This window comes from Comamonas sp. Z3, from assembly GCF_008121565.1.
GTDB lineage: Bacteria > Pseudomonadota > Gammaproteobacteria > Burkholderiales > Burkholderiaceae_C > Comamonas > Comamonas brasiliensis.
In genome coordinates this window covers 62,443-86,895 of record NZ_VOQU01000008.1, presented here as the reverse complement: position 1 = coordinate 86,895, position 24,453 = coordinate 62,443, and the positions used below count along the sequence as shown (strand labels likewise).

At 62.0% G+C, this 24,453-nt stretch carries 22 protein-coding genes; 14 read left to right on the top strand and 8 right to left on the bottom strand.

Annotated elements, in window-relative coordinates:
* The first annotated feature begins 44 nt into the window (after positions 1 to 44).
* The 7 genes from sdhC (at position 45) to FSY59_RS22100 (ending at position 5,751) form a co-directional block, all read left to right on the top strand.
* On the top strand, positions 45 to 470 hold the full coding sequence (sdhC, locus tag FSY59_RS22130; RefSeq protein WP_003053216.1) for a succinate dehydrogenase, cytochrome b556 subunit: 426 nt from the start codon (positions 45 to 47) through the stop codon (positions 468 to 470).
* Between the two features lie 41 nt (positions 471 to 511).
* Positions 512 to 877, top strand: a complete 366-nt coding sequence (gene sdhD, locus FSY59_RS22125) for a succinate dehydrogenase, hydrophobic membrane anchor protein (RefSeq protein ID WP_003053214.1) — start codon at positions 512 to 514, stop codon at positions 875 to 877.
* A 33-nt stretch (positions 878 to 910) separates the two neighbouring features.
* Positions 911 to 2,716 carry a succinate dehydrogenase flavoprotein subunit gene (sdhA, locus tag FSY59_RS22120; protein WP_003053213.1) on the top strand — a complete coding sequence of 602 codons (1,806 nt, stop codon included), beginning with the start codon at positions 911 to 913 and terminating at the stop codon, positions 2,714 to 2,716.
* A 27-nt stretch (positions 2,717 to 2,743) separates the two neighbouring features.
* On the top strand, positions 2,744 to 3,448 hold the full coding sequence (locus tag FSY59_RS22115) for a succinate dehydrogenase iron-sulfur subunit (RefSeq protein WP_003053210.1): 705 nt from the start codon (positions 2,744 to 2,746) through the stop codon (positions 3,446 to 3,448).
* Positions 3,448 to 3,741, top strand: a complete 294-nt coding sequence (locus FSY59_RS22110; protein ID WP_003053208.1) for a succinate dehydrogenase assembly factor 2 — start codon at positions 3,448 to 3,450, stop codon at positions 3,739 to 3,741. Before FSY59_RS22115 ends, FSY59_RS22110 begins: the two co-directional genes overlap by 1 nt.
* 30 nt (positions 3,742 to 3,771) lie before the next feature.
* Complete coding sequence (locus FSY59_RS22105; protein WP_003053203.1) at positions 3,772 to 5,082, top strand: citrate synthase; 1,311 nt, start codon at positions 3,772 to 3,774, stop codon at positions 5,080 to 5,082.
* A gap of 264 nt (positions 5,083 to 5,346) precedes the next feature.
* Positions 5,347 to 5,751 (top strand): nuclear transport factor 2 family protein, encoded by a 405-nt coding sequence (locus tag FSY59_RS22100; protein WP_255439664.1) that lies wholly within the window; start codon positions 5,347 to 5,349, stop codon positions 5,749 to 5,751.
* A gap of 31 nt (positions 5,752 to 5,782) precedes the next feature.
* Here FSY59_RS22100 and FSY59_RS22095 read toward each other — a convergent pair whose 3' ends face one another.
* Positions 5,783 to 6,778 carry a quinone oxidoreductase gene (locus tag FSY59_RS22095; RefSeq protein ID WP_003053200.1) on the bottom strand — a complete coding sequence of 332 codons (996 nt, stop codon included), beginning with the start codon at positions 6,776 to 6,778 and terminating at the stop codon, positions 5,783 to 5,785.
* A 124-nt stretch (positions 6,779 to 6,902) separates the two neighbouring features.
* Here FSY59_RS22095 and FSY59_RS22090 point away from each other — a divergent pair, with 124 nt between their 5' ends.
* The 3 genes from FSY59_RS22090 (at position 6,903) to FSY59_RS22080 (ending at position 13,991) form a co-directional block, all read left to right on the top strand.
* On the top strand, positions 6,903 to 8,195 hold the full coding sequence (locus tag FSY59_RS22090) for a DEAD/DEAH box helicase (protein ID WP_003053199.1): 1,293 nt from the start codon (positions 6,903 to 6,905) through the stop codon (positions 8,193 to 8,195).
* 362 nt (positions 8,196 to 8,557) lie between these two features.
* Positions 8,558 to 9,100, top strand: coding sequence for a hypothetical protein (locus FSY59_RS22085; protein WP_003053194.1), 543 nt, complete (start codon positions 8,558 to 8,560; stop codon positions 9,098 to 9,100).
* A gap of 94 nt (positions 9,101 to 9,194) precedes the next feature.
* On the top strand, positions 9,195 to 13,991 hold the full coding sequence (locus tag FSY59_RS22080) for a DUF3320 domain-containing protein (protein ID WP_148729700.1): 4,797 nt from the start codon (positions 9,195 to 9,197) through the stop codon (positions 13,989 to 13,991).
* An 88-nt stretch (positions 13,992 to 14,079) separates the two neighbouring features.
* On the opposite strand, the gene FSY59_RS22075 is transcribed toward FSY59_RS22080, so the two are convergent.
* On the bottom strand, positions 14,080 to 14,589 hold the full coding sequence (locus FSY59_RS22075; RefSeq protein WP_003053191.1) for a hypothetical protein: 510 nt from the start codon (positions 14,587 to 14,589) through the stop codon (positions 14,080 to 14,082).
* Positions 14,590 to 14,777: 188 nt separating this feature from the next.
* Here FSY59_RS22075 and FSY59_RS22070 point away from each other — a divergent pair, with 188 nt between their 5' ends.
* Positions 14,778 to 15,248, top strand: a complete 471-nt coding sequence (locus FSY59_RS22070; RefSeq protein ID WP_148729699.1) for a helix-turn-helix domain-containing protein — start codon at positions 14,778 to 14,780, stop codon at positions 15,246 to 15,248.
* 51 nt (positions 15,249 to 15,299) lie between these two features.
* Here the strand turns inward: FSY59_RS22070 and FSY59_RS22065 are convergent, their stop codons facing one another.
* Positions 15,300 to 16,322, bottom strand: a complete 1,023-nt coding sequence (locus FSY59_RS22065; RefSeq protein WP_003053187.1) for a GlxA family transcriptional regulator — start codon at positions 16,320 to 16,322, stop codon at positions 15,300 to 15,302.
* Positions 16,323 to 16,501: 179 nt separating this feature from the next.
* Between FSY59_RS22065 and FSY59_RS22060 the strand changes: the two genes are divergently transcribed.
* Positions 16,502 to 17,290: a hypothetical protein gene (locus tag FSY59_RS22060; RefSeq protein ID WP_148729698.1), complete on the top strand. Its 789-nt coding sequence runs from the start codon at positions 16,502 to 16,504 to the stop codon at positions 17,288 to 17,290.
* Positions 17,291 to 17,727: 437 nt separating this feature from the next.
* Here the strand turns inward: FSY59_RS22060 and FSY59_RS22055 are convergent, their stop codons facing one another.
* From FSY59_RS22055 to FSY59_RS22045, 3 genes are all read right to left on the bottom strand, one after another.
* Positions 17,728 to 18,345 carry a flavin reductase family protein gene (locus FSY59_RS22055; protein ID WP_043376680.1) on the bottom strand — a complete coding sequence of 206 codons (618 nt, stop codon included), beginning with the start codon at positions 18,343 to 18,345 and terminating at the stop codon, positions 17,728 to 17,730.
* A gap of 304 nt (positions 18,346 to 18,649) precedes the next feature.
* On the bottom strand, positions 18,650 to 19,369 hold the full coding sequence (locus FSY59_RS22050) for a FadR/GntR family transcriptional regulator (protein WP_003053182.1): 720 nt from the start codon (positions 19,367 to 19,369) through the stop codon (positions 18,650 to 18,652).
* 125 nt (positions 19,370 to 19,494) lie between these two features.
* The gene (locus FSY59_RS22045; protein ID WP_043374135.1) at positions 19,495 to 20,829 is read right to left on the bottom strand and encodes an MFS transporter; all 1,335 of its coding nucleotides are present in this window, start codon (positions 20,827 to 20,829) and stop codon (positions 19,495 to 19,497) included.
* A 193-nt stretch (positions 20,830 to 21,022) separates the two neighbouring features.
* Here FSY59_RS22045 and FSY59_RS22040 point away from each other — a divergent pair, with 193 nt between their 5' ends.
* Entirely contained in the window at positions 21,023 to 21,580 is a 558-nt protein-coding gene (locus FSY59_RS22040) for an ureidoglycolate lyase (RefSeq protein ID WP_003053179.1), read from the top strand.
* 752 nt (positions 21,581 to 22,332) lie between these two features.
* Positions 22,333 to 23,307, top strand: a complete 975-nt coding sequence (locus FSY59_RS22035) for a tripartite tricarboxylate transporter substrate binding protein (protein ID WP_148729697.1) — start codon at positions 22,333 to 22,335, stop codon at positions 23,305 to 23,307.
* 137 nt (positions 23,308 to 23,444) lie between these two features.
* Here the strand turns inward: FSY59_RS22035 and FSY59_RS22030 are convergent, their stop codons facing one another.
* Together FSY59_RS22030 and FSY59_RS22025 are read right to left on the bottom strand one after the other, a co-directional pair.
* Complete coding sequence (locus tag FSY59_RS22030) at positions 23,445 to 23,858, bottom strand: GNAT family N-acetyltransferase (RefSeq protein WP_148729696.1); 414 nt, start codon at positions 23,856 to 23,858, stop codon at positions 23,445 to 23,447.
* Between the two features lie 26 nt (positions 23,859 to 23,884).
* A complete protein-coding gene (locus tag FSY59_RS22025; protein ID WP_080731554.1) occupies positions 23,885 to 24,436 on the bottom strand; it encodes an NUDIX hydrolase in 552 nt (183 codons plus the stop codon).
* Between the last annotated feature and the right edge of the window lie 17 nt (positions 24,437 to 24,453).

The following is a 24,453-nucleotide window of genomic DNA, read 5'->3' as shown; positions in this document are numbered from 1 at the left end:
CACTAGCGATTACAACGCAGTTACATCCACGAAAGTACCCTGCCATGACAGAGCAAAAAGCAAAACAGCGGCCAGAGTTCCGCAATATCAACTTCTTCTCGGACCTACCGACCTATCGCCTGCCCCTGGCAGGCATCGTGTCCATCCTGCACCGCGTCAGCGGTCTGCTGATGGCGATCCTGCTGCCGTTCATCATCTGGATGTTCGACCACTCGATCTCGTCGGAAATTTCGTTTGATTCCTTCACGTCGGTATTCGCAGGTCCCTTTGGCTGGTTTGCCAAGCTTGTCTGCCTGGCTCTGATCTGGGCCTATCTGCACCATTTCTGCGCAGGTGTTCGCCATCTGGTGATGGACGTGAACCACCATGCCGTGAACAAGCAGACCGGCAAGTCCACCGCCGCAGTCGTGCTGTGCATCAGCGTTGCCCTGACCGTGGTGCTTGGCGCCAAGCTGTTTGGTCTGTACTGATCAGCGCCCAGTCAATAACACCTCACGATAAGGAAACAACCATGTCCGTGAATTACGGCTCCAAGCGCACCGTTGTCGGCGCGCACTATGGCACCCGCGACTTTCTGGCTCAACGCTCCACCGCCGTCCTGATGGCGCTGTACACCGTTGTGCTGCTGGTTCGCTTTCTGACGGTCAGCGGCCCCGTGGGCTACGAGCAGTGGGCCGGCATTTTTTCGCCCCAGTGGATGAAGTTCCTGACCCTGGCCCTCTTCGTGGCTCTGGGCTGGCATGCCTGGATCGGCGTGCGTGACATCTGGATGGACTACGTCAAGCCCGTGGGCCTGCGCCTTGCACTGCAAGTGGTCACCATTGTCTGGCTGGTCGGCTGCATCGGCTGGGGCATCCAGGTTCTGTGGCGTCTCTGATTGAGACACAGTCTCCACGATTGAAGGTTAAGAATGAGCTACTCCAAAGCAAATATCACCAAGCGCAAGTTTGACGTCGTGATCGTCGGTGCCGGCGGCTCCGGCCTGCGCGCTGCGCTGGAACTGTCGCGCGCCGGTCTGTCCGTCGCCTCGCTGTCCAAGGTTTTCCCCACTCGCTCGCACACAGTGGCTGCTCAAGGCGGCGTGTCCGCATCGCTGGGCAACATGAGCGAAGACAACTGGCACTACCACTTCTACGACACCATCAAGGGCTCCGACTGGCTGGGCGACCAGGACGCCATCGAGTTCATGTGCCGTGAAGCGCCAAACGTCGTGATCGAACTCGAGCACTTCGGCATGCCTTTCGACCGCAATGCCGACGGCACCATCTACCAGCGTCCCTTCGGCGGTCACACCGCCAACTATGGCGAAAAGCCCGTGCAGCGCGCCTGCGCCGCTGCCGACCGTACCGGTCACGCCATGCTGCACACGCTGTACCAGCAGAACGTCAAGTCCAAGACCAACTTCTTCGTGGAGTGGATGGCGCTGGACCTGATCCGCAACACCCAGGGCGATGTGGTCGGCGTGACCGCACTGGAACTGGAAACCGGCGATCTGTACGAGCTGCACGCCAAGGCCGTGCTGCTGGCCACCGGTGGTGCCGGCCGTATCTTCCAGGCGTCGACCAACGCCTTCATCAACACCGGTGACGGCCTGGGCATGGCTGCTCGCGCCGGCATTCCTCTGCAGGACATGGAGTTCTGGCAGTTCCACCCCACCGGCGTGGCCGGTGCCGGCGTGCTGCTGACCGAAGGCTGCCGCGGCGAAGGCGCCATTCTCTTGAACAGCGAAGGCGAGCGCTTCATGGAGCGTTACGCTCCCACGCTGAAGGATCTGGCACCACGTGACTTCGTGTCGCGCTCCATGGACCAGGAAATCAAGGAAGGTCGCGGCTGCGGTCCCAACAAGGACTACATCCTCATGAAGCTGGACCACCTGGGTGCCGAAACCATCCGCAAGCGTCTGCCTTCCGTGGAAGAAATCGGCCACAACTTCGCCAACGTGGACATCACCAAGGAACCCATCCCCGTGGTTCCCACCATCCACTACCAGATGGGCGGCATCCCGACCAACATCAACGGTCAGGTCGTGGTCTGGGACGGTCAGCAGAACAATGTGGTGGGCGGCCTCTACGCCGTGGGCGAATGCTCGTGCGTGTCCGTGCACGGCGCCAACCGCCTGGGCACCAACTCGCTGCTGGACCTGCTGGTCTTCGGCAAGTCTGCCGGCAAGCACATCGTGGAATTCGTCAACGGCTTCGGCGCTCACCACGAAGTGCCCGCCGACGGCGCCGAGCGCACCCTGGCCCGCCTCAACCAGTTGCAGGACTCCAAGGACGGCACCTACGCCCAGGACGTCGCCGGCGAGATCCGCCAATCCATGCAGACGCATGCTGGCGTGTTCCGCACGCAAAAGAGCATGGACGAAGGCGTGGAGAAGATCAACGCGATCCGCGACAAGGTCGGCTCCGTGACCCTGAAGGACAAGTCCATGGTGTGGAACACCGCCCGCATGGAAGCCCTGGAAGTGGACAACCTGATCGAAGTGGCGCAAGCCACCATGACCTCGGCCGCAGCCCGCAAGGAATGCCGTGGCGCACACACCGTGTACGACTACGAGCACCCTGCCGACCACGCCGAATTCCCGCTGGGCCGCAACGACAAGGAATGGCTCAAGCACACCCTGTGGGACAGCGCCACCAACAGCCTGACCTACAAGCCTGTGAACCTCAAGCCCCTGACCGTTGCCAGCGTTCCTCCCAAGGTCCGCACGTTCTAATTCAGCAGCCCACGAGAGAAGATCAAAATGAAGCGCACATTCAAAATCTACCGCTACGATCCGGACAAAGACGCCAAGCCCTACATGCAAACCGTGCAAGTGGAGCTGGACGGTCACGAGCGCATGCTGCTGGACGCTCTGGTCAAGCTCAAGGCCATGGATCCCTCCATTGCCTTCCGTCGCTCCTGCCGTGAAGGCGTGTGCGGCTCCGACGCCATGAACATCAACGGCAAGAACGGCCTGGCCTGCCTGACGAACATGAACACCCTCAAGGGCGACATCGTTCTCAAGCCCCTGCCCGGCCTGCCGGTCATCCGCGATCTGATCGTGGACATGACCCAGTTCTTCAAGCAGTACCACTCGATCAAGCCCTACCTGCAAAGCGATGTCTACGCATCGCCCAGCAAGGAGCGCCTGCAGTCGCCCGAAGAGCGCGAAGAGCTCAACGGCCTGTACGAGTGCATTCTGTGCGCCAGCTGCTCCACCAGCTGCCCCTCGTTCTGGTGGAACCCCGACAAGTTCGTGGGCCCGGCCGGTCTGCTGCAGGCTTACCGCTTCATCGCGGACAGCCGCGACACAGCCACGGGCGAGCGCCTTGACAACCTGGAAGATCCTTACCGTCTCTTCCGCTGCCACACCATCATGAACTGCGTGGACGTGTGCCCCAAGCACCTGAACCCCACTGCAGCCATTGGCAAGATCAAGGAGCTGATGGTTCGTCGAACCGTCTGATGCTGATGACGAATACCCTGCTCGACGAACGTGAGCGCGACCTGCTGAGGTGGCGCAGCCGCCGTGGTCTGGTTGAGAACGATCTGTTCATCGAGCAGTTCTTCGCCACCTACGGAAGCCAGCTCACGCGGAGACACGCGACTGGCCTGTCTGCCTTGATGGATCTGGCAGACAACGACCTGATGGATCTTTTCTTGCGTCGCAAGGAACCTGAAGGACAACTCGATACCCAAGAAGTCAGGGAAGTGCTGGAGATGGTGCGCAAGCGCCAGCCCGGTAACTGTCCCCAGTAGGCTAGGCAAACTAGAGAAGGAAGTTTGGAAATGAAACTCGCTGACAACAAAGCAACGCTGTCTTTCAGCAATGGCGCTCCCAGTGTGGAAATGCCGGTGTACCAGGGCAATATCGGCCCGGATGTGATCGACATCCGCAAGCTCTACGCCCAGACTGGCATGTTCACGTATGACCCGGGCTTCCTCTCTACCGCTGCCTGCCAATCCGCCATCACCTACATCGATGGCGACAAGGGCGAGCTGCTGTACCGCGGCTACCCCATCGAACAACTGGCCAAGAACTGCAACTTCCTGGAAACCTGCTACCTGCTGCTGTACGGGGAGCTGCCCAACGAGAAGGAAAAGGCCGACTTCGAAGAGCTGGTGACCAAGCACACCATGGTCAACGAGCAGATGCAGTTCTTCCTGCGCGGCTTCCGTCGTGATGCTCACCCCATGGCCGTGCTGACCGGTCTGGTGGGCGGCATGTCGGCCTTCTACCACGACAGCACCGACATCACCAACCCAGAGCACCGCAACATCGCCGCGATCCGCCTGATCGCCAAGATGCCTACGCTGGTCGCCATGGCATACAAGTACGGTATGGGCCAGCCCTACATGTACCCCAAGAACGACCTGTCGTATGCCGGCAACTTCATGCGCATGATGTTCGGCAACCCTTGCGAAGAGTACAAGGTCAACCCCGTGGTTGAGCGCGCTCTGGACCGCATCTTCATCCTGCACGCCGACCACGAGCAGAACGCTTCGACCTCTACCGTGCGTCTGTGCGGTTCGTCCGGCACCAACCCCTTCGCGGCCATCTCCGCTGGCGTGGCCTGTCTGTGGGGCCCTGCCCACGGCGGCGCCAACGAAGCCTGCCTGAACATGCTGGAAGGCATCCAGGCCAACGGCGGCATCGAAAAGGTCGGCGAGTTCATGGAACAGGTCAAGGACAAGACCAGCGGCGTGAAGCTGATGGGCTTTGGCCACCGCGTCTACAAGAACTACGACCCCCGCGCCAAGCTGATGCAGGAAACCTGCAACGAAATCCTGGCCGAACTGGGTCTGGAAAACGATCCCCTGTTCGCCCTGGCCAAGAAGCTGGAAAAGATTGCCCTGGAAGACGACTACTTCGTCCAGCGCAAGCTCTACCCCAACGTGGACTTCTACTCCGGCATCGTGCAGCGCGCCATCGGCATCCCCGTCAACCTGTTCACCGGCATCTTCGCTCTGGCCCGCACCGTGGGCTGGATCGCTCAGCTCAACGAACAGATGGCCGACCCCGAGTACAAGATCGGTCGTCCCCGCCAGCTGTTCACCGGCTCCGTGTCGCGCGACGTCAAGCCTATCGCTCAGCGTTGATCGGCACGCCCAGGCCCGGATTTCCGGGTCTCAGGGTGGCAAAAAGCCCGCAGACTGCAAAGTCCGCGGGCTTTTTCACGTGAGCTTGCAATCTCGGTATTTGACAAAAAAGCATAGCTGCTTGCGCATTACCCATATCGATTTCAGATTGAAATCACCATGAAATCCTTTGTTGACATGCGCTATCAGCTATAAAAATTCATTAATCGATCCGAGTCAGAAATGCCGAGCAGACCCGGAATCGGCTCTTCTATACTGCTCTTCATGCATGCAAAACGACAACGCAATCTGGAACTGGCCCACGCCGTGCTGGACTGGAACCAGCGCCACCTGAACCGCCACACCACGCTGAGCCGCGAGCAGGTCGCCGAGTGCTTTGCCGAGCAATTCGTGGTCGAGCCCAATGGCCGCCACTATGCGGCCGACCTCGAGAGCTATCGCGAGTTTCTCGAAGGCATGAAGCAGGACATGCAAGGCATTCGCTACGCCATCCAGCACGCCACAGCCGACGAGGACTCGGTGGTCTTTTCCATGGATGTCTGCATCACCAAGACCGATGACAGCACCCAGCACTTTGTCGCCATGCTGCTCATGCGCTTTGACGAACACGAAAAAGTCAGCCTGTGGCGCGAGGTCTATCTGCCCCACCCCCAAGCCGGCGCGCAATAGGACCTCTACCTCTAGCGCAGGCAGCCCCCCGTCAGGGCACAAGCAAGATGGGCTGCTGGGCGCCATGCGCCTCCAGTTGCCGGTGGGCCTGCGCGGCATCGGCCAGCGCAAACTCCTGCGGCTCGCCCATGCGGAAATGCTTTTTGCGCAGCGCCTCGAACAGGCGCGCGGCCATGGCATCGCGCTCTCTGGGCTTTTTGACGAAGTGAAACACCATGGGCCGGCACACGCTGTTCGACTTGGCGGCCAGACGCGCAATCTCCAGCGGCGGCACCGGGCCGGAAGACTGTCCGTACATCACCAGCTGGCCGCCGATGCCCAGACTGGCCAGCGAACCATCAAAGCTGTCCCTGCCCACGCCGTCATAGGCCACATCCACGCCTTCGCCGCCGGTCAGCTGCTGTACACGCGCGGCCACATCCTGGGCGCCCGCACCGCGATAGCGGATCACCTCCACACAACCGGCCTGATCGGCTTTCCTGGCCGTGGCATCGCTGCCTGCCGTGCCGATCACCATGGCCCCCAGCTGCGTGGCCCACTGGCTCAGAATCTGCCCCATGCCACCGCCGGCGGCCTGGACCAGAATCCGCGATCCCTGGCTTACCCGGGCCACCCGGTGCAGCAGCACATCGGCCGTCAGCCCGCGCAGCAGGCTGGATGCGACCAGCGCGTCGCTGAGGTCATCGGGCACGGCAATCAGTTCGTCGCCCGCAATCACGCGCTCGGCGGCGTAGATGGAATAGGCGGCAGAGACATAGCAGACCCGGTCGCCGGGCCTGAAGCGAGTCACGCCCTCCCCCACTTCGGCCACCACTCCCACGGCTTCGATGCCGGGCGTGCCTGGCAGCGCCAGCGTCTTGTACAGCCCGGAGCGTACATAGATATCGTGAAAGTTCACGCCAATGCGCGTGTGCCGCACGCGCACCTGTCCAGCAGTCAGCGGCGGCGAAGCGACCGAGGCGATCTGCAGGACCTCGGGGCCTCCGTATTCCGTCATGACAATGGCTTGATGCGTGATCTGACTCATGGCTGGTGCTCCTTGCGGGTTGTAATCCTGCGAATGTAGCCTGCGCCGCGCTTGTCCCTGCGCCTCGCTGCGACGCGGCAATTCCCGCACAATGCGCCTCCTGCACACCGCTATTGATTCTTCTATGTCTTTTGCCCCCCTAGGCCTGCGCGCCGAGCTTCTGGATGCCACACTCGATCTGGGTCTGCGCGACGCGACGCCGATTCAGACCGAGGCCATCCCCGCCGTGCTGGCCGGGCGCGATCTCTGGGCCTGCGCGCCCACAGGCTCGGGCAAGACCATGGCCTACCTGTTGCCTCTGCTGCAGGCCTGGCTGGCGCAAAAGCGCGGCCAGACCGGCTTTGTACGACCGCTGGCCACCCTGATTCTGGTGCCCACGCGCGAGCTGGCCCTGCAGGTTCACGAAAGCCTGAGCGACATCACGCGCCAGTTGCGTGAGCAACCACGCAGCCGCGTGGTCTATGGCGGTGTCTCCATCAACCCGCAGATGATGCAGTTGCGTGGCAGCGCCGACTTTCTGGTCGCCACGCCGGGCCGCCTGCTGGATCTGGTGGAGAACAACGCCGTGCGCCTGAATACCGTGCAGCATCTGGTGCTGGACGAAGCCGACCGCCTGCTGGACCAGGGCTTTGCCGAAGAACTCAACCGCGTGCTGGCCCTGCTGCCCGCGAAGCGCCAGACCCTGCTGTTCTCGGCCACCTTCCCGCAGAACGTGGAAGCGCTGGCGGCCCGTCTGCTGCACGACCCCGTTCGCGTGCAGGTCGATGCCGACCAGGCCGCCGAGCATTCGGCCAGCCCAGAGAACATCAGCCAGCGCGCCATTGCCGTGGACAGCAACCGCCGCACCCAGCTGCTGCGCCAGCTCGTCAAGCAAGGCGAGAACCAACCCGAATGGGAGCGAGCCCTGGTCTTTGTCGCCAAGCGCCACACCGCCGAAATGCTGGCCGACAAGCTCTACAAGGCGGGCATCTACGCCACCACCTTCCACGGCGATATGAGCCAGGGTGCGCGCAAGGAGGTGCTCGATCAGTTCAAGGCCAAGCGCTGGCAGCTGCTCATCACCACCGATCTGGCCGCGCGCGGCATCGACATCGCACAGCTGCCCACGGTCATCAACTACGACCTGCCTCGCTCGCCCGCCGACTATATTCATAGAATTGGCCGCACGGGTCGCGCAGGACATGCAGGTTGCGCCATCACGTTTGTAAGCCCCGCCGACACCGTCCACTGGCAACTGATCTGCAAGCGCAATCAGCTGGATATCGCCCTGGAGCAACTGCAGGGTTTTGAGCCCACCGAAGCCCTGCCGCCACCGGTTGCGCAGGATGGCAATGGCGGCGTCAAGGGTCGCAGACCCAGCAAGAAGGATAAGCTGCGCGCCGCAGCTGCAGCCGCAAAGCAGCAGCCTGCAGACTAAGCTCCGCCAACGAGGCCAGGATTGCCTCGCCTCAGCGCATCAAAAGGCCGCCCATGCGGCCTTTTTTGCGCCTGACGGAGAGCGCCTTCAACCAGGCCGGACGCAGCCGCGCCCCCTCCTTCCGCTTTTTCGACAGAGAAAACTCCAATTTTATATAAATCAAATTGGAATCTATTAACCAATAGATAGGAGCTATTCCTACACCAGCCAAATTGATAGTCAGAGACATTGAGAAACATGGCTTACATGAATTTTTTAAATAGAAATCGGTAAGCCAGGTCCCTTGGCAACACGGTGAACGCCCGCCAAGGATGTCACTGACCTGTCTGCATGCGCCTGAGAAGCGACGCGGGGGAACGGCAATGAAATCGTTGTTAAAAGCACTGGCAGGACTGACCATCGTCATTACCTGTTCCGCAGCCCTGGCCGACGAATCCAACCCGACTGCCGAGGCCAATCCGCCTGCCGAAGCCACTCAGCCCGTCGAGGTCAATCAACCTGTCCAGGCCAGCCAGTCTTCGGGGGCCTGGCATATCAATCTGCACACCGTCAGCCACCACTTCAGCGAACGCAAACATGGCAAGACATGGAACGAGGAAAACCTGGGCCTCGGTATCAGACGCGAGTTCTCCAGCGATTTTTCCGTGCAGGCCGGCTTCTATCGCAACAGCATCGACCGCTGGAGCACCTACGCCATAGGCGAATACACGCCACTGGCCTTTGGAAATTTCCACTCCGGTGTGTATGCCGGCTTGCGCACCAACTACTCTCGCCCCGTCATGGCGGCCGCAGGGGCCCTGGTGCGCTGGCAGGGGGAGCGCTATAGCGTCACCGTGCGCGCTGCACCCAAGATCTGCGGCCAGTGCTCGGCATTCATTGCGCTGGAGTTTGGCTGGAAACTGTGATCCCTGTGTAAAACGGCACGGATTCGCAGTTTCTGCAGGGTCAATCAGCATCATCAGCGCTAAAGTGCCAGCTCACTGTGCTTTTTGATGCCCCATGCACGCAGAATCGAATTCAGCCCCCATCGCCCGCCAACTCGAAAAAAGCCGCCAGGCACTGCTGGACCTGTCCACGCGCAACCGGCTGCTGAGCCTGCCTCAGGCTGCCACGGCACGCGTGCTGCATTTCGCGGATGAGCGCACGGACGAGGTCTATCGCCTGCTGGCGGGCGAAAGCAAGTCCATGAGCTTTGCGCCGGCCAGGGCCGAGGAGGAGCAAGTAGCCGCCGACCCGGCCGAGGAACAAGAGACACCGGCCACCCCCGCCCTGCCCCAGCCCGAGGAAGGCGTCGATGAGCAGCTCGATGCGCGCGGTGTGGCCCAGCGCCATCGTGACCTGAAGCTGCAGACGCGCTTGTCCAGCGAGAAGCTGCAGCGCCGCCTGCTGGACATGTATTCCGATGCCCGCACCTTCATCGAGGAACAGGGCGTCAACATCCTGTTTCTGGCCCTGGGTCAGCTGCAATGGTTTGACCGCAATGCGCCCGACAAGCCCCGTTTTGCGCCGCTGATTCTGCTGCCCGTGGCACTGGAGCGCAAAAGCGCAGCCGAGCGCTTCACCCTGTCATGGCTACAGGAGGATGCGGCGGAGAACCTGTCGCTGGCGGCCAAGCTCAAGGCCGACTTCGGCCTCGAGCTGCCAGAATTCAATGCCGGCGACGACTTCGACCCCGGCGCCTATCTGGCCGCTGTCGCCACCATGGCTGCCGCCCAGCCCGGCTGGCAGGTGCTGCCCGATGCCATGACGCTGGGCTTCTTCAGCTTTGCCAAATTCCTGATGTACCGCGATCTGGATGCTGCGACCTGGCCGCCGCAAAAGCGGCTCGACCGCCAGGCACTGATTGCCGCCACGCTGCAGGACGGCTTCGAAGCCCGCGAACATCTGTTCCCCGAGGACGCCGATGTCGACCAGTTGATCCCCGTGGACAGCCAGCGCCATGTGGTCGATGCGGACAGCTCCCAGTCACTGGCCATAGAAGCCGTGCGCCGAGGCGAGAACCTCGTCATCCAGGGCCCGCCAGGCACGGGCAAGTCCCAGACCATCACGAACGTGATTGCGGCGGCGATTGCCGATGGCAAGAAAGTGCTGTTCATCTCCGAGAAGATGGCCGCCCTGGAGGTGGTGAACCGGCGCCTGAAATCCGTAGGCCTGGGGCCCGCCTGCCTGGAGCTGCACAGTCACCACACCCACAAGCGCAAGGTGCTGGAAGAGCTCAAGGCAACGCGCGATCTGGGCAAGCCGCGTGTGGAGCACCGCGAGCAGATCATCCACGAGCTGAGCAACGTGCAGCAGCAGCTCAACGCGCACAGCCGGACCATGCATCAGGCGCTGGCGCCCTGCGCACTCACGCCCTACCAGATCCTGGGCCAGCTGGCACGGCTGGATGCGGTGCAGATCGCGCATCTGCCCGATCTGCTGCAGGACGCACAGCACTGGTCGCCCGAGGACTTTCGTTCACGCCAGCAGATTGGCGAAGCGCTGCGCCAGGCGGTGTCCAAGGTAAGCCCGGTGACCGGGCACGCATGGCGCGGCGTTTGCCACCCGGCACTGCTCAAGCTCGACGCACAACGTTTCTCCCAGCAACTGCCGACGCTGCAAGCAATGCTGGCCCGGTTGCAGCAGGATGGTGCGCTGCTGGCCCAATCCCTGAGCACGCCGGCGGCACAGACCCTGCAGACTCTGCATGGGCAGATCACGCTGGCGCAGCAGCTCGCCAGTGCCCCGGCCATAGACCGGCAGGCCGTCGCCAGCAGCATCTGGGATCAGGGCCTGGGCCCGCTGCACAAGCTGGTCGAATGCGGCAGCCAGTTCAGCCGGCAGGCACAGAGCCTGCGCGGCAGCTTTGCAGAATCCGCCTGGACGGCGGACTGGAGCGCCCCACGCCAGAGCATCGCCGCACATGGCGACTCGCTGTTTCGCATTTTCAACAGCGGCTACCGCGCAGCCATGGCCAGCCTCAAGGGCCAGCTGAAAACGACATTGCCGAGCTCACGGACAGAGCGTCTGAACCTGCTCGACAGCCTGATCGAAGCCCAGCAACTGCGCCAGAGCCTGAACCAGCAACAGGTCCAGGGAGCAGATGCCTTTGGCAGCCTGTGGCTGGGCGAGCAGAGCGACTGGACGCAATTGCAGGCCGTGCTGGGCTGGATGGCCGGCCCCGACGGACAGGGCCGCAGCGCTGCCTTTCGCCAGCTCTATGCCCGGCTGCCATCACCCGCACATTGCGCGGAGCTGGCCGCCAAGGCCGATTCATCGCGGCAGGCATTCGAGGATGCTGCGCAAAGCGTGCTGAGCGGCTACCAGCTCGATACGCAGGAGGCTTTTGACGCCGCCGCCCTGGCCCGCATCCCGCTGACGGATTTCGGCGAGCGACTTGGGCAATGGCTCGCCGAGCCAGACGCCTTGCTGGACTGGACCTCATACCACGCCACCCGGGAGCAGGCGCGCACAGCCGGCATGGCCGCCCTGGTGCAGCAGCTCGAGAATGCATCCATTGCACAAGATGCCCTGCCCGCCAGCCTGGAGCGAGCCTACTACGAGTCTCTGCTGCGTCAGGCCACCCAGGTTCACCCCGAGCTGGTCGCCTTCAACGGCGATCAGCACAGCCAGAAGGTGCGACAGTTCCGGGCGCTGGACCTCGAGCGCATCGAACTCGCTCGCGCCCAGTCGGCACTCTCGCATTACGAGCAGGTGCCCCGCAGCGCATCCGGCATGGGCCCACTTGGCGTGCTCAATGGCGAGATTGCGCGCAAGCGCGGCCATATGCCGCTGCGCAAGCTGTTCAAGCTCGCGGGCGAGGCCGTCCAGGCCATCAAGCCCGTGTTCATGATGAGCCCGCTTTCCGTGGCTCAGTTTCTGGAGCCTGGTGCGGTCGAGTTCGACCTGCTGGTGATTGACGAGGCCAGCCAGATAGAGCCCGTGGATGCGCTGGGCGCCATCGCCCGCTGCAGGCAGCTGGTGGTGGTGGGCGATGACCGGCAGTTGCCGCCCACGCGATTCTTCTCGCGCATGACCAGCGAGCAGGAGGACTTCGACGACGAGGACGAGAACGGCGACGCCAGCCAGCTCATCGCCGGAGCCGCCGATGTGGAGAGCATTCTGAGCCTGTGCCTGGCCAAGGGCATGCCCCAGCTCATGCTGCGCTGGCACTACCGCAGCCGCCACCAGTCGCTGATAGCGGTGTCCAACCAGCAGTTCTACAACAGCGGCCTTTACGTCGTGCCCAGCCCCTATACCACCCGCTCGGGCATGGGGCTGCGCTTTCACCATCTGCCCGAAGGCCGCTTTGACAGCGGAGCCAGCCGCATCAACCGCGTCGAGGCACAGACCATTGCGCGCGCCATCATGCAGCACGCACTGCAGTCGCCACAGCTCAGCCTGGGCGTGGCCGCTTTCTCGCTGCAGCAGAAAGTCGCCATCCAGGACGAGCTGGAACTGCTGCGTCGCCAGCAACCCGAGGCCGAGTCCTTTTTTGTTGCCCATCCCAACGAACCCTTTTTCATCAAGAACCTGGAAAACGTGCAGGGCGACGAGCGCGATGTGATCTTCATTTCTGTGGCCTATGCGCGCAACGCGCAGGGCTATCTGCCAATGCGCTTCGGCCCGGTGAGCGCCGATGGAGGCGAGCGCCGGCTGAACGTGCTGATCTCGCGCGCCAAGCAGCGCTGTGAGGTGTTTTCATCCATCACCTCCGACGACATCGATCTGGAACGCGGCAAAGGCAAGGGCGTGGCTGCGCTCAAGGTATTCCTGCAATACGCGGCCACAGGCCAGCTGGCCCTGGCCAGTGTCAGCGGACGCGATCTGGAGTCGCCGCTTGAAGAAGATGTGTACGAAACGCTGACGGCCCAGGGTCTGCAGCTGCAGACGCAGATCGGCATTGCGGGCTTTTTCATCGACCTGGCCGTGGTCGACCCCGAGCAGCCAGGGCGCTATCTGCTCGGCATCGAGTGCGACGGCATGAGCTATCACCACAGCCGCAGCGCGCGCGACCGTGACCGCTTGCGCCAGTCGGTGCTGGAGAGCCAGGGCTGGACACTGCTGCGCATCTGGGGCTGCGACTGGTTCCGCCAGCCGCGCGCCCAGACCGAGCGCGTGCTGGCTGCCGTCGAAGCGGCCAGACAATCCAGGGATTTTGCAGAAAATCAGCTTCCATCCCTTATGCACCAATCGCAGGCTGCTTCAGAAGTCATAGAGCGTGCAGCACTGTCTGATGCCGGCAGCGCCGACACCGAGCCGGTCGCAGTCCCTGACGACAGCCTTTATCAGGAAGCCCGCTTTGCCGTTCCGCCCGGAGAGCTGCATCAGCAATCCACCACGCAGCTGGCTCAGCTGATGCGCCGCGCGGTGGAGCTGGAAGGACCGATTCATTTTGACGAGCTGGTCACCCGCATGCGTACGCTCTGGGGTCTGCAACGCGCCGGCAGCCGTGTGCGCGATGCGCTGGAGCAGGCGCGGCAATCGCTGCTGGCCGATGAGGCGCTGGCCGTCGATGGGGAGTTTCTCGACCTGCCGGGACGAGCGGTGCGGGTGCGCAATCGCGCCGAGGTCGGCTCGGCCAATCTGCGCCGCATCGACTGCCTGCCGCCAGCCGAGATCCGTGCAGCGATTGCCCAGGCCCTCAGATCCAGCCTGGGTGGCCAGCGCGACGAGTTGCCCGCCGCCGTGGCCCGGCTGCTGGGCCTGAGCGCCGTTACTGCGCCCGTGCGCGAGCTGGTGCTGACGCAGCTCGATGCACTGCATGGCAGCGGCGCCGTGGCATTCAACGGAACGCTGTACCGGCTGCCGGCCTGAGTCCTGGACCAGCCTCGAAAACGCCCTGAAGCAGTTCAGGGCGTTTTTCGTTTCGCAGCGCCGCCTCTGGCCGCCCGGCACATTCCTGTCAGTGCTCGTCGCTGACCTTGTGGTCTTCGCTCTTGGCCTGCTGCATCGCTTCAGGCTCCAGCTCTTCCGCCGAGCGGTTCAGGTGCACGAACACGCCCCATCCCGCGAGCAGGACGCCCACGGAAACCAGCAAGGCTGCAGGGTAGAGCAATTGCTCAGGCGTCTCCTGTGCCTTGAAGGTCGCCACCAGGCCCTCGATCGCCAAGGCCACCACCAGCACCACCATGAAACGTGACAGAAAGCGGCGCACCCGCGTCGGCCCGCTGATATGGGCCTCGCGCACCACTTCCTCCTCCACCATGGTCTGCGAGATCTGCAATGCCACCACGCCCGAGGCCAGAATTCCCAGCGCCTCCACCGCATGCAGCGTGGACTCCGGCTGCAAGCCTCCCACGATGACGCCCCAGGCCTTGGTCACGGCAATCCACACCAGGCTCAGCGCAGCAAAACCGAACAGCAGGGCAATCAGGGAATGGGTGACGGCGTAAATCAGGTGAACAAGCTTCATGGTGCAACCTCCGGATATGCCGCCAATGCTCGCAGACCTCGGGTGGGCGCCCCGTAGGACAGACATGGAACTGGTCCGCGCTACGTACCCGGCACGCCCGTCGCGAACACTCTTGCTGCTGGTCATCGGTTACAGGCCAGCACCCGGTTTTGCTCATTTCGAGCGCCAAATCGAAATACCATTGCGCAATGCCCCGCCAGAACACCAGTCCCGCAGACTTTCCGCCAGCCATCCTGGCACAGATCGAAGAACTTGCCCAAGGCATCGCGGCGCAGCGCAAGCAACGGGGCGAAACACAGGCTCAGTGGGCGGCCAAGCTCGGCATCTCCCAACCGACCATGGCGCGCATTGAGCGCGGCGACCCCTCCGTGGCCATGGCAACCTATGTGTCCTGCCTGTGGCAGCTCAACCCTGCGCTGGATCTGACCCGGCTGCTCGCCCCGACGGCAACGCAGGCCAAGACGCCAGCACTGGCACCGGCATGCCGTGTGGAGCCGCCCAGCCTCGACAGGAAAAGAAATGCCGTGCCAAAGAAGGCGAAACCCGCCGCCGAGCCTGTCATCAAGACCGTGAACCACGATGAGCAGCAGGCGCAGATCGAGCGCAATTTTGCGGCCGCCAAGGCTGCTCTGGATTTCTTCAAAAGCCCTCTGTTCTGATCGGCTGGCCGAAAAACAGGCTGCTTCCGACAACAGGATGCCGCAAGCCCATCAGTCTCCGAACCGCTCCCGATAGGCCACGGGTGTGATGCCCAGCTTGCGCACGAACAGATGCCGCAGCGCCTGCTCTGAGCCGAGGCCGACCTTGGCGGCCACGGTCTTGAGCGGCAGGGAGCCCAGATTCTCCAGCAACTGCTTGGCCCGCTCCAGGCGGGCGTTTTCCACAAAGCTGCTGGGGCTGCAGCCGGTCTCCTGCTGAAAGACGCGGCGAAAGTTGCGCTCGCTCATCGCCGCCTTGTCCGCCAGCAGCGCCAGCGGCATGGGCTGGTCCAGATGCTCCAGCACCCACTGCTGGGCGGCCTGCACGGCGCTGTGCTGCGTGGCCTGTGCGGCCAGGGACACGCTGAACTGCGACTGACCGCCGGGGCGCTTGAGATACATGACCAGATCGCGCGCCACCTGCAGCGCCAGCGCATGGCCGAAATCATGCTCCACCACCGCCAGCGCCAGATCGATACCGGCAGTGACGCCGGCCGAAGTCCAGAGCTCACGCATGCCGTCGCTGTCCTTGATTTCGTCGCACACATAGATCGCATCGGCATCCACCTGCACCCGTGGATAACGCTGGGCAAGCGCCCCGGCCACACTCCAGTGCGTGGCCGCGCGGCGGTCATCGAGCAGACCAGCAGCGGCCAGGAAAAAGCTGCCGCTGCACAGCGCAATCATGCGCCCGACCCCTGGCGCCACCCGCGCCACCCAGTCCACCAGCTCGGGCGAGGCCGCCAGCACCTGCTCGATATGGCGCGCCCCCACCAGCAGCACCGTGCACCCCGTGCCCTCGGCCTCGACCTGCGCCAGGGTATGGCTGGCCTGCAAGCCCATCAAGGTGTCCGAGGGCACCAGACCGGCCTGTGACGCCACCACCCGCACCATGTATCCGTCAGGCAGGCCTTTGTGCCGCAGATGCACATTGGCATAGTCAAACACGGACATGGGACCAATGGCTTCCAGCGCCTTGAAGCCGGGGTAGACAACCAGATCGACGCGGTGGGCGCCGGCGTGATGGTGTTCCATACAAAAATCAGAGCAGTTCGAGCATATAAAACCAGCACTGCAGGCACTCGCAGCGCACAAGCCTCGACTATACGCAAGCCCTCTCGGCACCTCGGAGCGGCCGCCTCATCCACTGCTAAAGTCCGGGGCTTCTACCCCTTTGCCCGCCCATGATTCCTGGACCACTTTTCACCCTGCCCATGCTGTTGCTGCTGCTCGCCCCCCTGGTGGCAGCCGGCCTGAGCCTGTGGCTGCTGCTGCACGGGCTGTTCTGGTGGCAGCGCCATAGGCGCACACCCGCCTCCGGGCGCCCGCCGTTCTGGCACTGGCCCGTCGTGATGGTGGCGATACTGGCCCTGGCCGGCGACCTCTGGGGCCTGGTGCTGGCGCGCAAGCTGGTGCAGATCGAAGAGGCAGTGACGCTGCGGGCCCACTATCGCGAGAGCCGACAGCGCTTTGTGCTGCCCGAGGACTTCCGCTATGGCGAGCAGCTATTCCCCAAAGGCACCCTGATCAATCGCTACGACGCCTTTGACAACGGCGAGCGCCAGCGCCCGCTTGGTCTGCGAGGACTGAGCGCGGCGCGCTTCGCGCAGCCGGTGCCAATCGCAGGTGCCTGGGTCAGCGCCATCGGCAACCAAACGGTGGAGCTGGCCCGCGACCAGCGCCTCGGCCCGGTGTTCCACTTCGATCCCAATGCCGAGCAGGGGTATGGTGACTGGGTCATCGACCCGAAGCGACCTTATCTGGAATGCCGCGAGGGCGCTATCGCCAGCCTGCATGTGCCCTTGATCGACTATGACATCCAGGCCGAGTTTCTGGTCGGAGCCCCCGATGGCCCCGAGGCACGCTACCGCCCCAGTCAATGGGGGTTCATAGACTGCCAAGCGGGCAAGCCCGCGATTGAGGTGCAGCCGGCCTATGATGGCCCGGCACCTCCAGGCGCACAACTGCCGGTATGGGGCACGCTGATACCGAATGAGGATTGAGCTGGCGACGCCAGGCTCGCCGGTGCTCTCTGCGTGGCGCGGGATGCTCAGACTTGGGTGTGGCGACCAGACCTCCCCAGATCATTGGCGCGCCTTGCCGCTCCGGCCTCTCCACTCGCCTGGGACGAGGCAAACCGCAGGCTGCCAAGGTGGATGCGAGCCACTTTACAGGGGCAGTTGACTCGCGCTCCACGACGACGGTCAACACGCCATAAGTCTTGAGAACACCCTGCCCGGCGCCAAAATTGCAGCGACCGGATGGGAGGACTACGACCTGTTAAGGCTGCTTGAATTTTTCCAGTCTGTGACTGCCATGCGGCGATTGTTGCCTGTCGTAGCGAAGTCCTGACCTCACGGTGTCGGTCATATTGCAGACACCCAGGCAACCGAATGGGGCGCAATCTGAGCTTGCGAGGGTAGGCTAATGCCATCTGCTACTAGGGTCGATACATGCGGAACTTCTGCTCATCGCCAATCGAGAAATAGTCTGCCGGGCCCCCCGCGCGGAGAATCACCCCGGAACTGGCCGTGTCGAACACTCCGTCCTTGAGCAGCCGACGATCGATGTAGACCTTTACCACCTCCCCAAGCACGAGCCAGGACGGAATCGACTCATGGCTGGCGGTACGCAACTGGTGGATGTCGGTCAACCGGCATTCGAAGCTCACCGGGCTCTGTGCCACTCTTGGCACCCGTATCAGTTCCGAATCCACGGCTTCCAGCCCTGCCAGCTCGAACTCATTCACCTCCGCAGGCACGGCGGCACAGGTCTGGTTCATGGCATTGGCTAGCTCACGCGTGGCCAGATTCCACGCGAACTCGCCAGTCTCCTGGATATTGCGCACCGTGTCTTTCCAGCCGATGCTGGAGAAGCCGATGATGGGAGGGACGTAGTTGAAGGCGTTAAAGAAGCTGTAGGGTGCCAGATTGACCTGCCCGCTCGCGCCCTTGCTCGAAATCCATCCTATGGGCCGCGGGCCGACGATGGCGTTGAAGGGATCATGTGGCAGTCCGTGCCCTTTGCGGGGCTCATAGGTATGCGAGTCAGTTTTCATCGCTGGTGGTTCTAGCGTCTGGCCTGTCGGGAAGTGCCCCATTGCATTCATGGGCGATAGTGCAAGTCTAACGGTGCGCTGGAGGAGATCGGGCTGTTCGGGACTGCACCAAGCATGGGGTCCAACCCATCGCTATAGCCGTCTCGCACTGGTGATGTGCTCGCGCCTCAGGACAAACGATGAGCGCCTGATTCTGCGCAGAAAAGCCGTGCTTTGAAGCGGGAGAGCAGCGCCTATCCCGAGCAAGCAGTCGCTCCTGCGGCTGCACGTGGCAGTCTACCCAGCTCCAGCCAGCTTTCTTTGACTACAGACCGGTTGGAAAGTGCACGCCAGCGCGCTGAGCCGCCTGCACGATGTGCGCTGCCATGGCCTGCTGTGCCAGCTCCGGCCGGCCCTGGGCCAGACCATCGATGATGGCCGCATGCTCCTCGCAGGTTGCATGGCGCGCACCACGCTTGTAGAACGGCAGGCGCTGGCTCTCTTGCATGACTTCGCCGCTGCCGCGCAGCACGTCTGCAATCGCGTGATTGCCCGAGATGGTGGCGATCTGCATGTGGAAATCGAAATCCAGGTGGCTGGCCTGCAGGAAGTCCGAGGCATCTATGCATTGCTGCATGCCCTGCAGATTGGCCTGCAGCAGCGTCAGGTCTTCAGGCTGCACCACCAGGGCCGCAAGGCGCGCCGCAAATCCTTCCAACGCGAAGCGCAACTGATAAACATCGGTGAGCGCATGCGAATCGGCAAAGCGCCAGGCTTCGCTGGCTGGCGCCTCGGGTGCCTCGGTCACATACATGCCCTTGCCGGGCCTCGCTACGACCAGCCCCAGCCCCTGAAGCGTGGACAAGGCCTCGCGCAATGACGTCCGGCTGATGCCCAGCTGTTCCGATAGATCGCGCTGCGAGGGTAGAAGCGAGCCCACCGGATAGGTGCCGGCTTCGATCCAGTCCCGGATCAAGCGGGCGGCTTGGCTGGCAACGGCGACATTGGAGGAGACAGAAGGTTCCATTCGGAGGTAATCGTACATCGCAAAAAGGGGTTGCGCGCCATCTTAACGACTGCGCAGCACATCCCGCCTCGAACACAGCCCCTGACACCGCTCCAGACCACACTACGGCAGTGCTTCCGGGCGGTGCCTGCCGCGATGCGAGGCTATTTGTTGACCAGCTTAGCCGGCACGGTATAGGTCAGAAAGGCGCCGAACAGCAGCACACCGGCCAGCACGAACATGGCCGCATTGGTGCTCTGAGTCGCATCCTTGATCAGGCCGATCATGTAAGGGCTGATGAAGCCAGCCAGATTGGCGAAGGAGTTGATCAGCGCAATGCCTGCTGCCGCCCCTGCACTGGACAGGATGGCCGTGGGCAGGCTCCAGAACAGCGGCGAAGTGGCAAGGCTGCCGCCCGCAGCCAGCGCCAGCGCCGCGAGGGACAGATAGACATTGCCGCTGAAAACGGCTGACAGCGTCAGCCCCAGCGCACCAACGCAGAACGGCACGATCAGATGCCAGCGGCGCTCGCGCATGCGGTCCGAGCTGCGGCTGACCAGGTTCATGGACACTACGGCCACCGAGAACGGCACGGCCGTCAGCAGGCCGATCTGGAAAGCGCCTTCCACGCCCGACTGGCGGATCAGCGAGGGCAGCCAGAAGGTCAGGCCATACTGGCCCATCACCGTGCAAAAGCAGATCATGGCCATCTTGATGATGCGCGGATCGGCGAACAGTGCGCGCAGCGTCATGTGGCTGTCGGCCTTGCTGGCGTTCTCGCGGGCGATGTTGCGTTCGAGCAGCGTCTTTTCCGATTCACTGAGCCAGTTCGCACTGCGGATGTTGTTGTCCAGGTACCAGAGCACGGCCAGGCCCAGCAACAGCGAGGGAACGGCCTCGATCAGGAACAGCCACTGCCAGCCGCGCAGACCGGCCACGCCCTGCATCAGCTCCATGATGCCGCCCGACAGGGGCCCTCCCAGGATGCCCGAGACCGGAATCGCGCACATGAACAACGCCACCATGCGTGCGCGTCGGTACGACGGAAACCAGTAGGTCATGTACAGGATCATGCCGGGGTAGAAGCCCGCCTCGGCCGCGCCCAGCAGGAAGCGCAGTACATAGAACTGCGTGGGCGTGGTCACAAACATCATGGCTGCCGAGATCAGGCTCCACATGATCATGATGCGGGCAATTGTGGCCTTGGCGCCTATGCGGTGCATCAGCATGTTGCTCGGCACTTCGAAGAAGAAGTAGCCGATGAAGAACAATCCTGCACCGAGGCCGTACATGGCCTCGCTGAACTGCAGGTCCGCCAGCATGTGCAGCTTGGCAAAGCCAACGTTGACACGGTCCAGGTAGGCCGCCACGTAGCAGGCCATGATGAAGGGCAGCAGGCGCCAGGCGACCTTGCGGTAGACCGCGGCTTCTGCGGCGGTTTCGCCGGCCAGCGTTGCCGCCGGCGCAGCAGCGTCAGGGGTGGAGGAAAGGGATGACATCTTGGATCCTTGTTGGTGGTGATTTTTGCAACTGGTATTACCGGTATGAATTAACGATCGCAACCATAATCAAGATCAAGACATTACGCACTCGCAATTACCCTAGCCCATCTTTCGAATTGCGATTTGACAAAGCCTCTGAGGCAAAACATACTGGTATTACCAGTTAGACCAACTCACACAACAACCTTTTATGACCACTGTCCTGGCAACCACGCCCGCCTCCGGCGGCGCCCCTGTCCTCCACCGCCTTAGCATTCAGCCCCTGACTGCCGAAGCCTTTTCCCGCTTTGGTGACGTGATCGAAAGCGCGGGACATGCCCCCATACAGATCAACCATGGCATGACCGAGCGCTACCACGCACTGGCGCAGGTAGACACAGGCGGCGCCGAAGGCCATGCGCTGATCAACCTGTTCCACGCTCTGCCTTACGAACTGCCGCTGCGGCTGGAGGAGATGGAGCGCCACCCGCTGGGCAGCCAGGCCTTCGTCCCCTTGCAGGAGACCCCTTTCATCGTCGTGGTTGCGGCTGCGGGCGAGAGCGTGCAACCCTGCGACCTGCAGGCCTTCGTGACCAATGGCCGCCAGGGGGTGAACTACCACCGCGGAATCTGGCATCACTCCCTGATCGCCCTACAGGCCTCTGCACGTTTTATCGTGGTGGATCGCGGCGGTCCCGGCCACAACTGCGATGTGGTGGCCATTGGCGATGGCTGCGGCGTATTGCTGGAGTTGCCGGACGCCGGCTAAAGCCTCGGGAAGCGGCCCTATCGTCCTTCCTTGCAGGCGTGATTACCTCCATATGTTCACGCTTTGGGCTCTAGAGCCCAATCACTGGACTTGACCGCGCCTGCTGGGAGCATCGTCGAACGAGCACAGGCACGCTGCGGTGCTTGCGCTGCGCACACGTCAAGTAAGTGTCCAAGCCTGTTGTTTCCCAGCCAGAAGTGCCTCATTGATCCCGGGCGGTCGATTCCAGTGAAATACGCCGACAGGTTCAAGTTTGTGCTTCAACTTGCCGCTCAGCACCACTGAGTTTGGAGACGCAGTCACGACGCACCTGTGTGGGTGCATTTGGATCAGGGCAGGCAATGGGGTGGTGTCGACTCCTGGTGGGTCTGCCAGACCCGCATTAGCTGTCATTGGCATCTTTGAGTTGAGTGACTTCAGACCAATTGAAGCAGGCCGCCAGGTGAAGGGGTGACCGATGGCTGCTAACCGAACGCAGCCGCTCACTGCCATCGGACTGGTCAGTCATAACAGGCACAGATAGTCAGGTCAGCGGGAACATGCCGTCGGCGGCAGTGCTGCATGGAGGTGTATTCGCACCTGCCCCCAGCCCTTGGTCGGCAGCAGCCAGATTTAGCTCCCACTGACTATATTGAACAAATACACTGCCTCTCAATCTGCTTCGGGCGCCAACGGCCTCCAAGACCTTGCTTCAAGCAGATTCCGGATATCGACTTCAAACGCCACTCAATAGAACTACCAAGGAGACCCCCGTGAACCGTCGACAGATACTTGCTTCCATTGCCGCCGTAGGTACGCTCACCACTATGGCAACCGTCCATGCGGAATCTGCTTTCCCGCAAAAGCCAATTACTTTTGTCGTTCCGTATCTGGCTGGTGGAACCACCGATCTTGTGGCGCGAGTCGTGGGTGAACACATGGCACGCACGCTGGGCCAGGCGGTGGTGATCGAGAACAAGCCCGGGGCCGGAGGCAATATCGGCATGGATGTCGTGGCCAAGTCCAAGCCCGACGGTTACACGATCGGTTTCGGAGCCATCTCCACCAATGCACTCAACCCGCACATCTACAAATCGATGGCGTTTGATCCCCGCAAGGACTTCACTGCAGTCTCCATGCTGGGCTACTCCACCATCGTGCTGGAAGTAGGCAGGAGCTTCCCGGCAAACAATGTGCAGGAGTTCATCGCCTACATCAAAGCGAACCCAGGCTTTCAGTACGGTACTGCCGGCGCCGGAACCAGCATGCACCTGGCTGGCGTGATGTTCACGCAAATGACAGGCCTGGATACCGTCCATGTGCCCTATAAAGGCAGCGTACCGGGTATTACCGACATGCTTGGTGGCCACCTGCCCGCCATGTTCGACAACCTGCCCGCTTCCCTGCCACACATCCAGGCAGGCAAGCTCAAAGCACTGGCCGTGGCTGGTAGCGAGCGCAGTCCATCGTTGCCCAATGTTCCGACAATCGCGGAGAGCGGCCTCAAAGGCTACGCAGTCGATCCATGGTTCGGCGTATATGGCCCAGCCAAGCTAGATCCAGCGATCACAGCCAAACTCAATACTGCCATCAACCAGGCCCTGAGCGATCCAGCCGTCAAGGACAAGCTGGTGCAGGCCGGATTCACCCCCAAGGGCTCTACAGTCCAAGGCTTCGAAGCGCTGACACAGTCCGAATACAAACGACTGGGTGACGTGGCACGTAAGGCCCAGATGCAGGTCAACTGACGACCGCCTCTGGCGGTCGAAGGGAAAGCCCAAGGGCTGGTAAAGGTGGTAGCGGTCATCGGTCCAATAGAACGGGATGTCGGCCGCCAGCCTAATGCCGTCGCAGATCGACCCGTCGCCACCTTTGACGCCAACTTCTAGCTTGTGCGTTTGCGCACGCGCTCCATCGCATCGGATGACGACGCAAACCCAAGCTTTTCAAAAAACTCCGGAGCCTGAGAGCGCGAGGCTCTGAGCATCCAAGTGATGCCCGCCTCGTTACTCACGACCTCCTTCACCAAGCTCTTGCCAATTCCCTGGCCTCGCCATTCCGGAGTGACCACAACCATTGACAGGTAGCCATTGGATAGCCCGTCGGTGATGGCGCGAGCAAATCCGATCACCTTGTCCTGTGAAACAGCGACAACCACTCGTTGAGATGCAGCGATGAGGCGTTCAAGAAATAGATGATCCGGAATGCGGTGAGACCAACCATTGGAGGTCAGGAGCTGAAATGCACTGTCAAGATCAGTAGTTGAATATCTACGGATATGCGGTGTGCGGACTTCCATGTTGGAGCACTCGTTCAAGGGGAAATTTATGACGGTGAGAGGTCAGAGCACGGTCTCTTTCCAGGACTCAAAGAGAGTGCAGCACCTGGCCCCCTGGTGGCAGCTCTTGATTGGCAATCATACTTTTCTTGAAGAGCGCTCTTGAGCCCCACAGGGAAAAGCGCGGGCCCCTCAGGCAGGTCGAGCTCAGCCAGATCAAACCATCTTGCAACGCATTGCATTCCACTGTCTTCTTGAAATTCAATCCTGCTCCGGTTCTCAAAAATCTCGATATCGAACAGCACTTCACCAATGAAAAGTACTTCGTGTCCGAGCACCCCTTCATGGGTATACAGGTTCTCCATGACGAGTGGGGAACCCATTATCTGAACGTCGACGTTCAGTTCTTCTTTGAATTCACGTATCAGCGCTGAGTGCCATGTCTCGCCGAACTCGATGCTGCCACCAAGAGGTCGAACACCTTTCAGACGCCCCTGATCATCCAATACCTCCACAGCCAATAACTTGCCTTCTCGCCAATGAAGTCCAATCGCCTTGACTTTGATGGATGCTGCAGGCCTCCACTTGGTTATGACCATAATTTGTCTCCGAGCAG

Excerpts from the sequence above, each read along its gene's own strand:
- sdhC (WP_003053216.1), top strand. The coding sequence starts at position 45 with ATGACAGAGCAAAAAGCAAAACAGCGGCCAGAGTTCCGCAATATCAAC.
- sdhD (WP_003053214.1), top strand. The coding sequence starts at position 512 with ATGTCCGTGAATTACGGCTCCAAGCGCACCGTTGTCGGCGCGCACTAT.
- sdhA (WP_003053213.1), top strand. The coding sequence starts at position 911 with ATGAGCTACTCCAAAGCAAATATCACCAAGCGCAAGTTTGACGTCGTG.
- FSY59_RS22115 (WP_003053210.1), top strand. The coding sequence starts at position 2,744 with ATGAAGCGCACATTCAAAATCTACCGCTACGATCCGGACAAAGACGCC.
- FSY59_RS22110 (WP_003053208.1), top strand. The coding sequence starts at position 3,448 with ATGCTGATGACGAATACCCTGCTCGACGAACGTGAGCGCGACCTGCTG.
- FSY59_RS22105 (WP_003053203.1), top strand. The coding sequence starts at position 3,772 with ATGAAACTCGCTGACAACAAAGCAACGCTGTCTTTCAGCAATGGCGCT.
- FSY59_RS22100 (WP_255439664.1), top strand. The coding sequence starts at position 5,347 with ATGCATGCAAAACGACAACGCAATCTGGAACTGGCCCACGCCGTGCTG.
- FSY59_RS22095 (WP_003053200.1), bottom strand. The coding sequence starts at position 6,778 with ATGAGTCAGATCACGCATCAAGCCATTGTCATGACGGAATACGGAGGC.
- FSY59_RS22090 (WP_003053199.1), top strand. The coding sequence starts at position 6,903 with ATGTCTTTTGCCCCCCTAGGCCTGCGCGCCGAGCTTCTGGATGCCACA.
- FSY59_RS22085 (WP_003053194.1), top strand. The coding sequence starts at position 8,558 with ATGAAATCGTTGTTAAAAGCACTGGCAGGACTGACCATCGTCATTACC.
- FSY59_RS22080 (WP_148729700.1), top strand. The coding sequence starts at position 9,195 with ATGCACGCAGAATCGAATTCAGCCCCCATCGCCCGCCAACTCGAAAAA.
- FSY59_RS22075 (WP_003053191.1), bottom strand. The coding sequence starts at position 14,589 with ATGAAGCTTGTTCACCTGATTTACGCCGTCACCCATTCCCTGATTGCC.
- FSY59_RS22070 (WP_148729699.1), top strand. The coding sequence starts at position 14,778 with ATGCCCCGCCAGAACACCAGTCCCGCAGACTTTCCGCCAGCCATCCTG.
- FSY59_RS22065 (WP_003053187.1), bottom strand. The coding sequence starts at position 16,322 with ATGGAACACCATCACGCCGGCGCCCACCGCGTCGATCTGGTTGTCTAC.
- FSY59_RS22060 (WP_148729698.1), top strand. The coding sequence starts at position 16,502 with ATGCTGTTGCTGCTGCTCGCCCCCCTGGTGGCAGCCGGCCTGAGCCTG.
- FSY59_RS22055 (WP_043376680.1), bottom strand. The coding sequence starts at position 18,345 with ATGAAAACTGACTCGCATACCTATGAGCCCCGCAAAGGGCACGGACTG.
- FSY59_RS22050 (WP_003053182.1), bottom strand. The coding sequence starts at position 19,369 with ATGTACGATTACCTCCGAATGGAACCTTCTGTCTCCTCCAATGTCGCC.
- FSY59_RS22045 (WP_043374135.1), bottom strand. The coding sequence starts at position 20,829 with ATGTCATCCCTTTCCTCCACCCCTGACGCTGCTGCGCCGGCGGCAACG.
- FSY59_RS22040 (WP_003053179.1), top strand. The coding sequence starts at position 21,023 with ATGACCACTGTCCTGGCAACCACGCCCGCCTCCGGCGGCGCCCCTGTC.
- FSY59_RS22030 (WP_148729696.1), bottom strand. The coding sequence starts at position 23,858 with ATGGAAGTCCGCACACCGCATATCCGTAGATATTCAACTACTGATCTT.
- FSY59_RS22025 (WP_080731554.1), bottom strand. The coding sequence starts at position 24,436 with ATGGTCATAACCAAGTGGAGGCCTGCAGCATCCATCAAAGTCAAGGCG.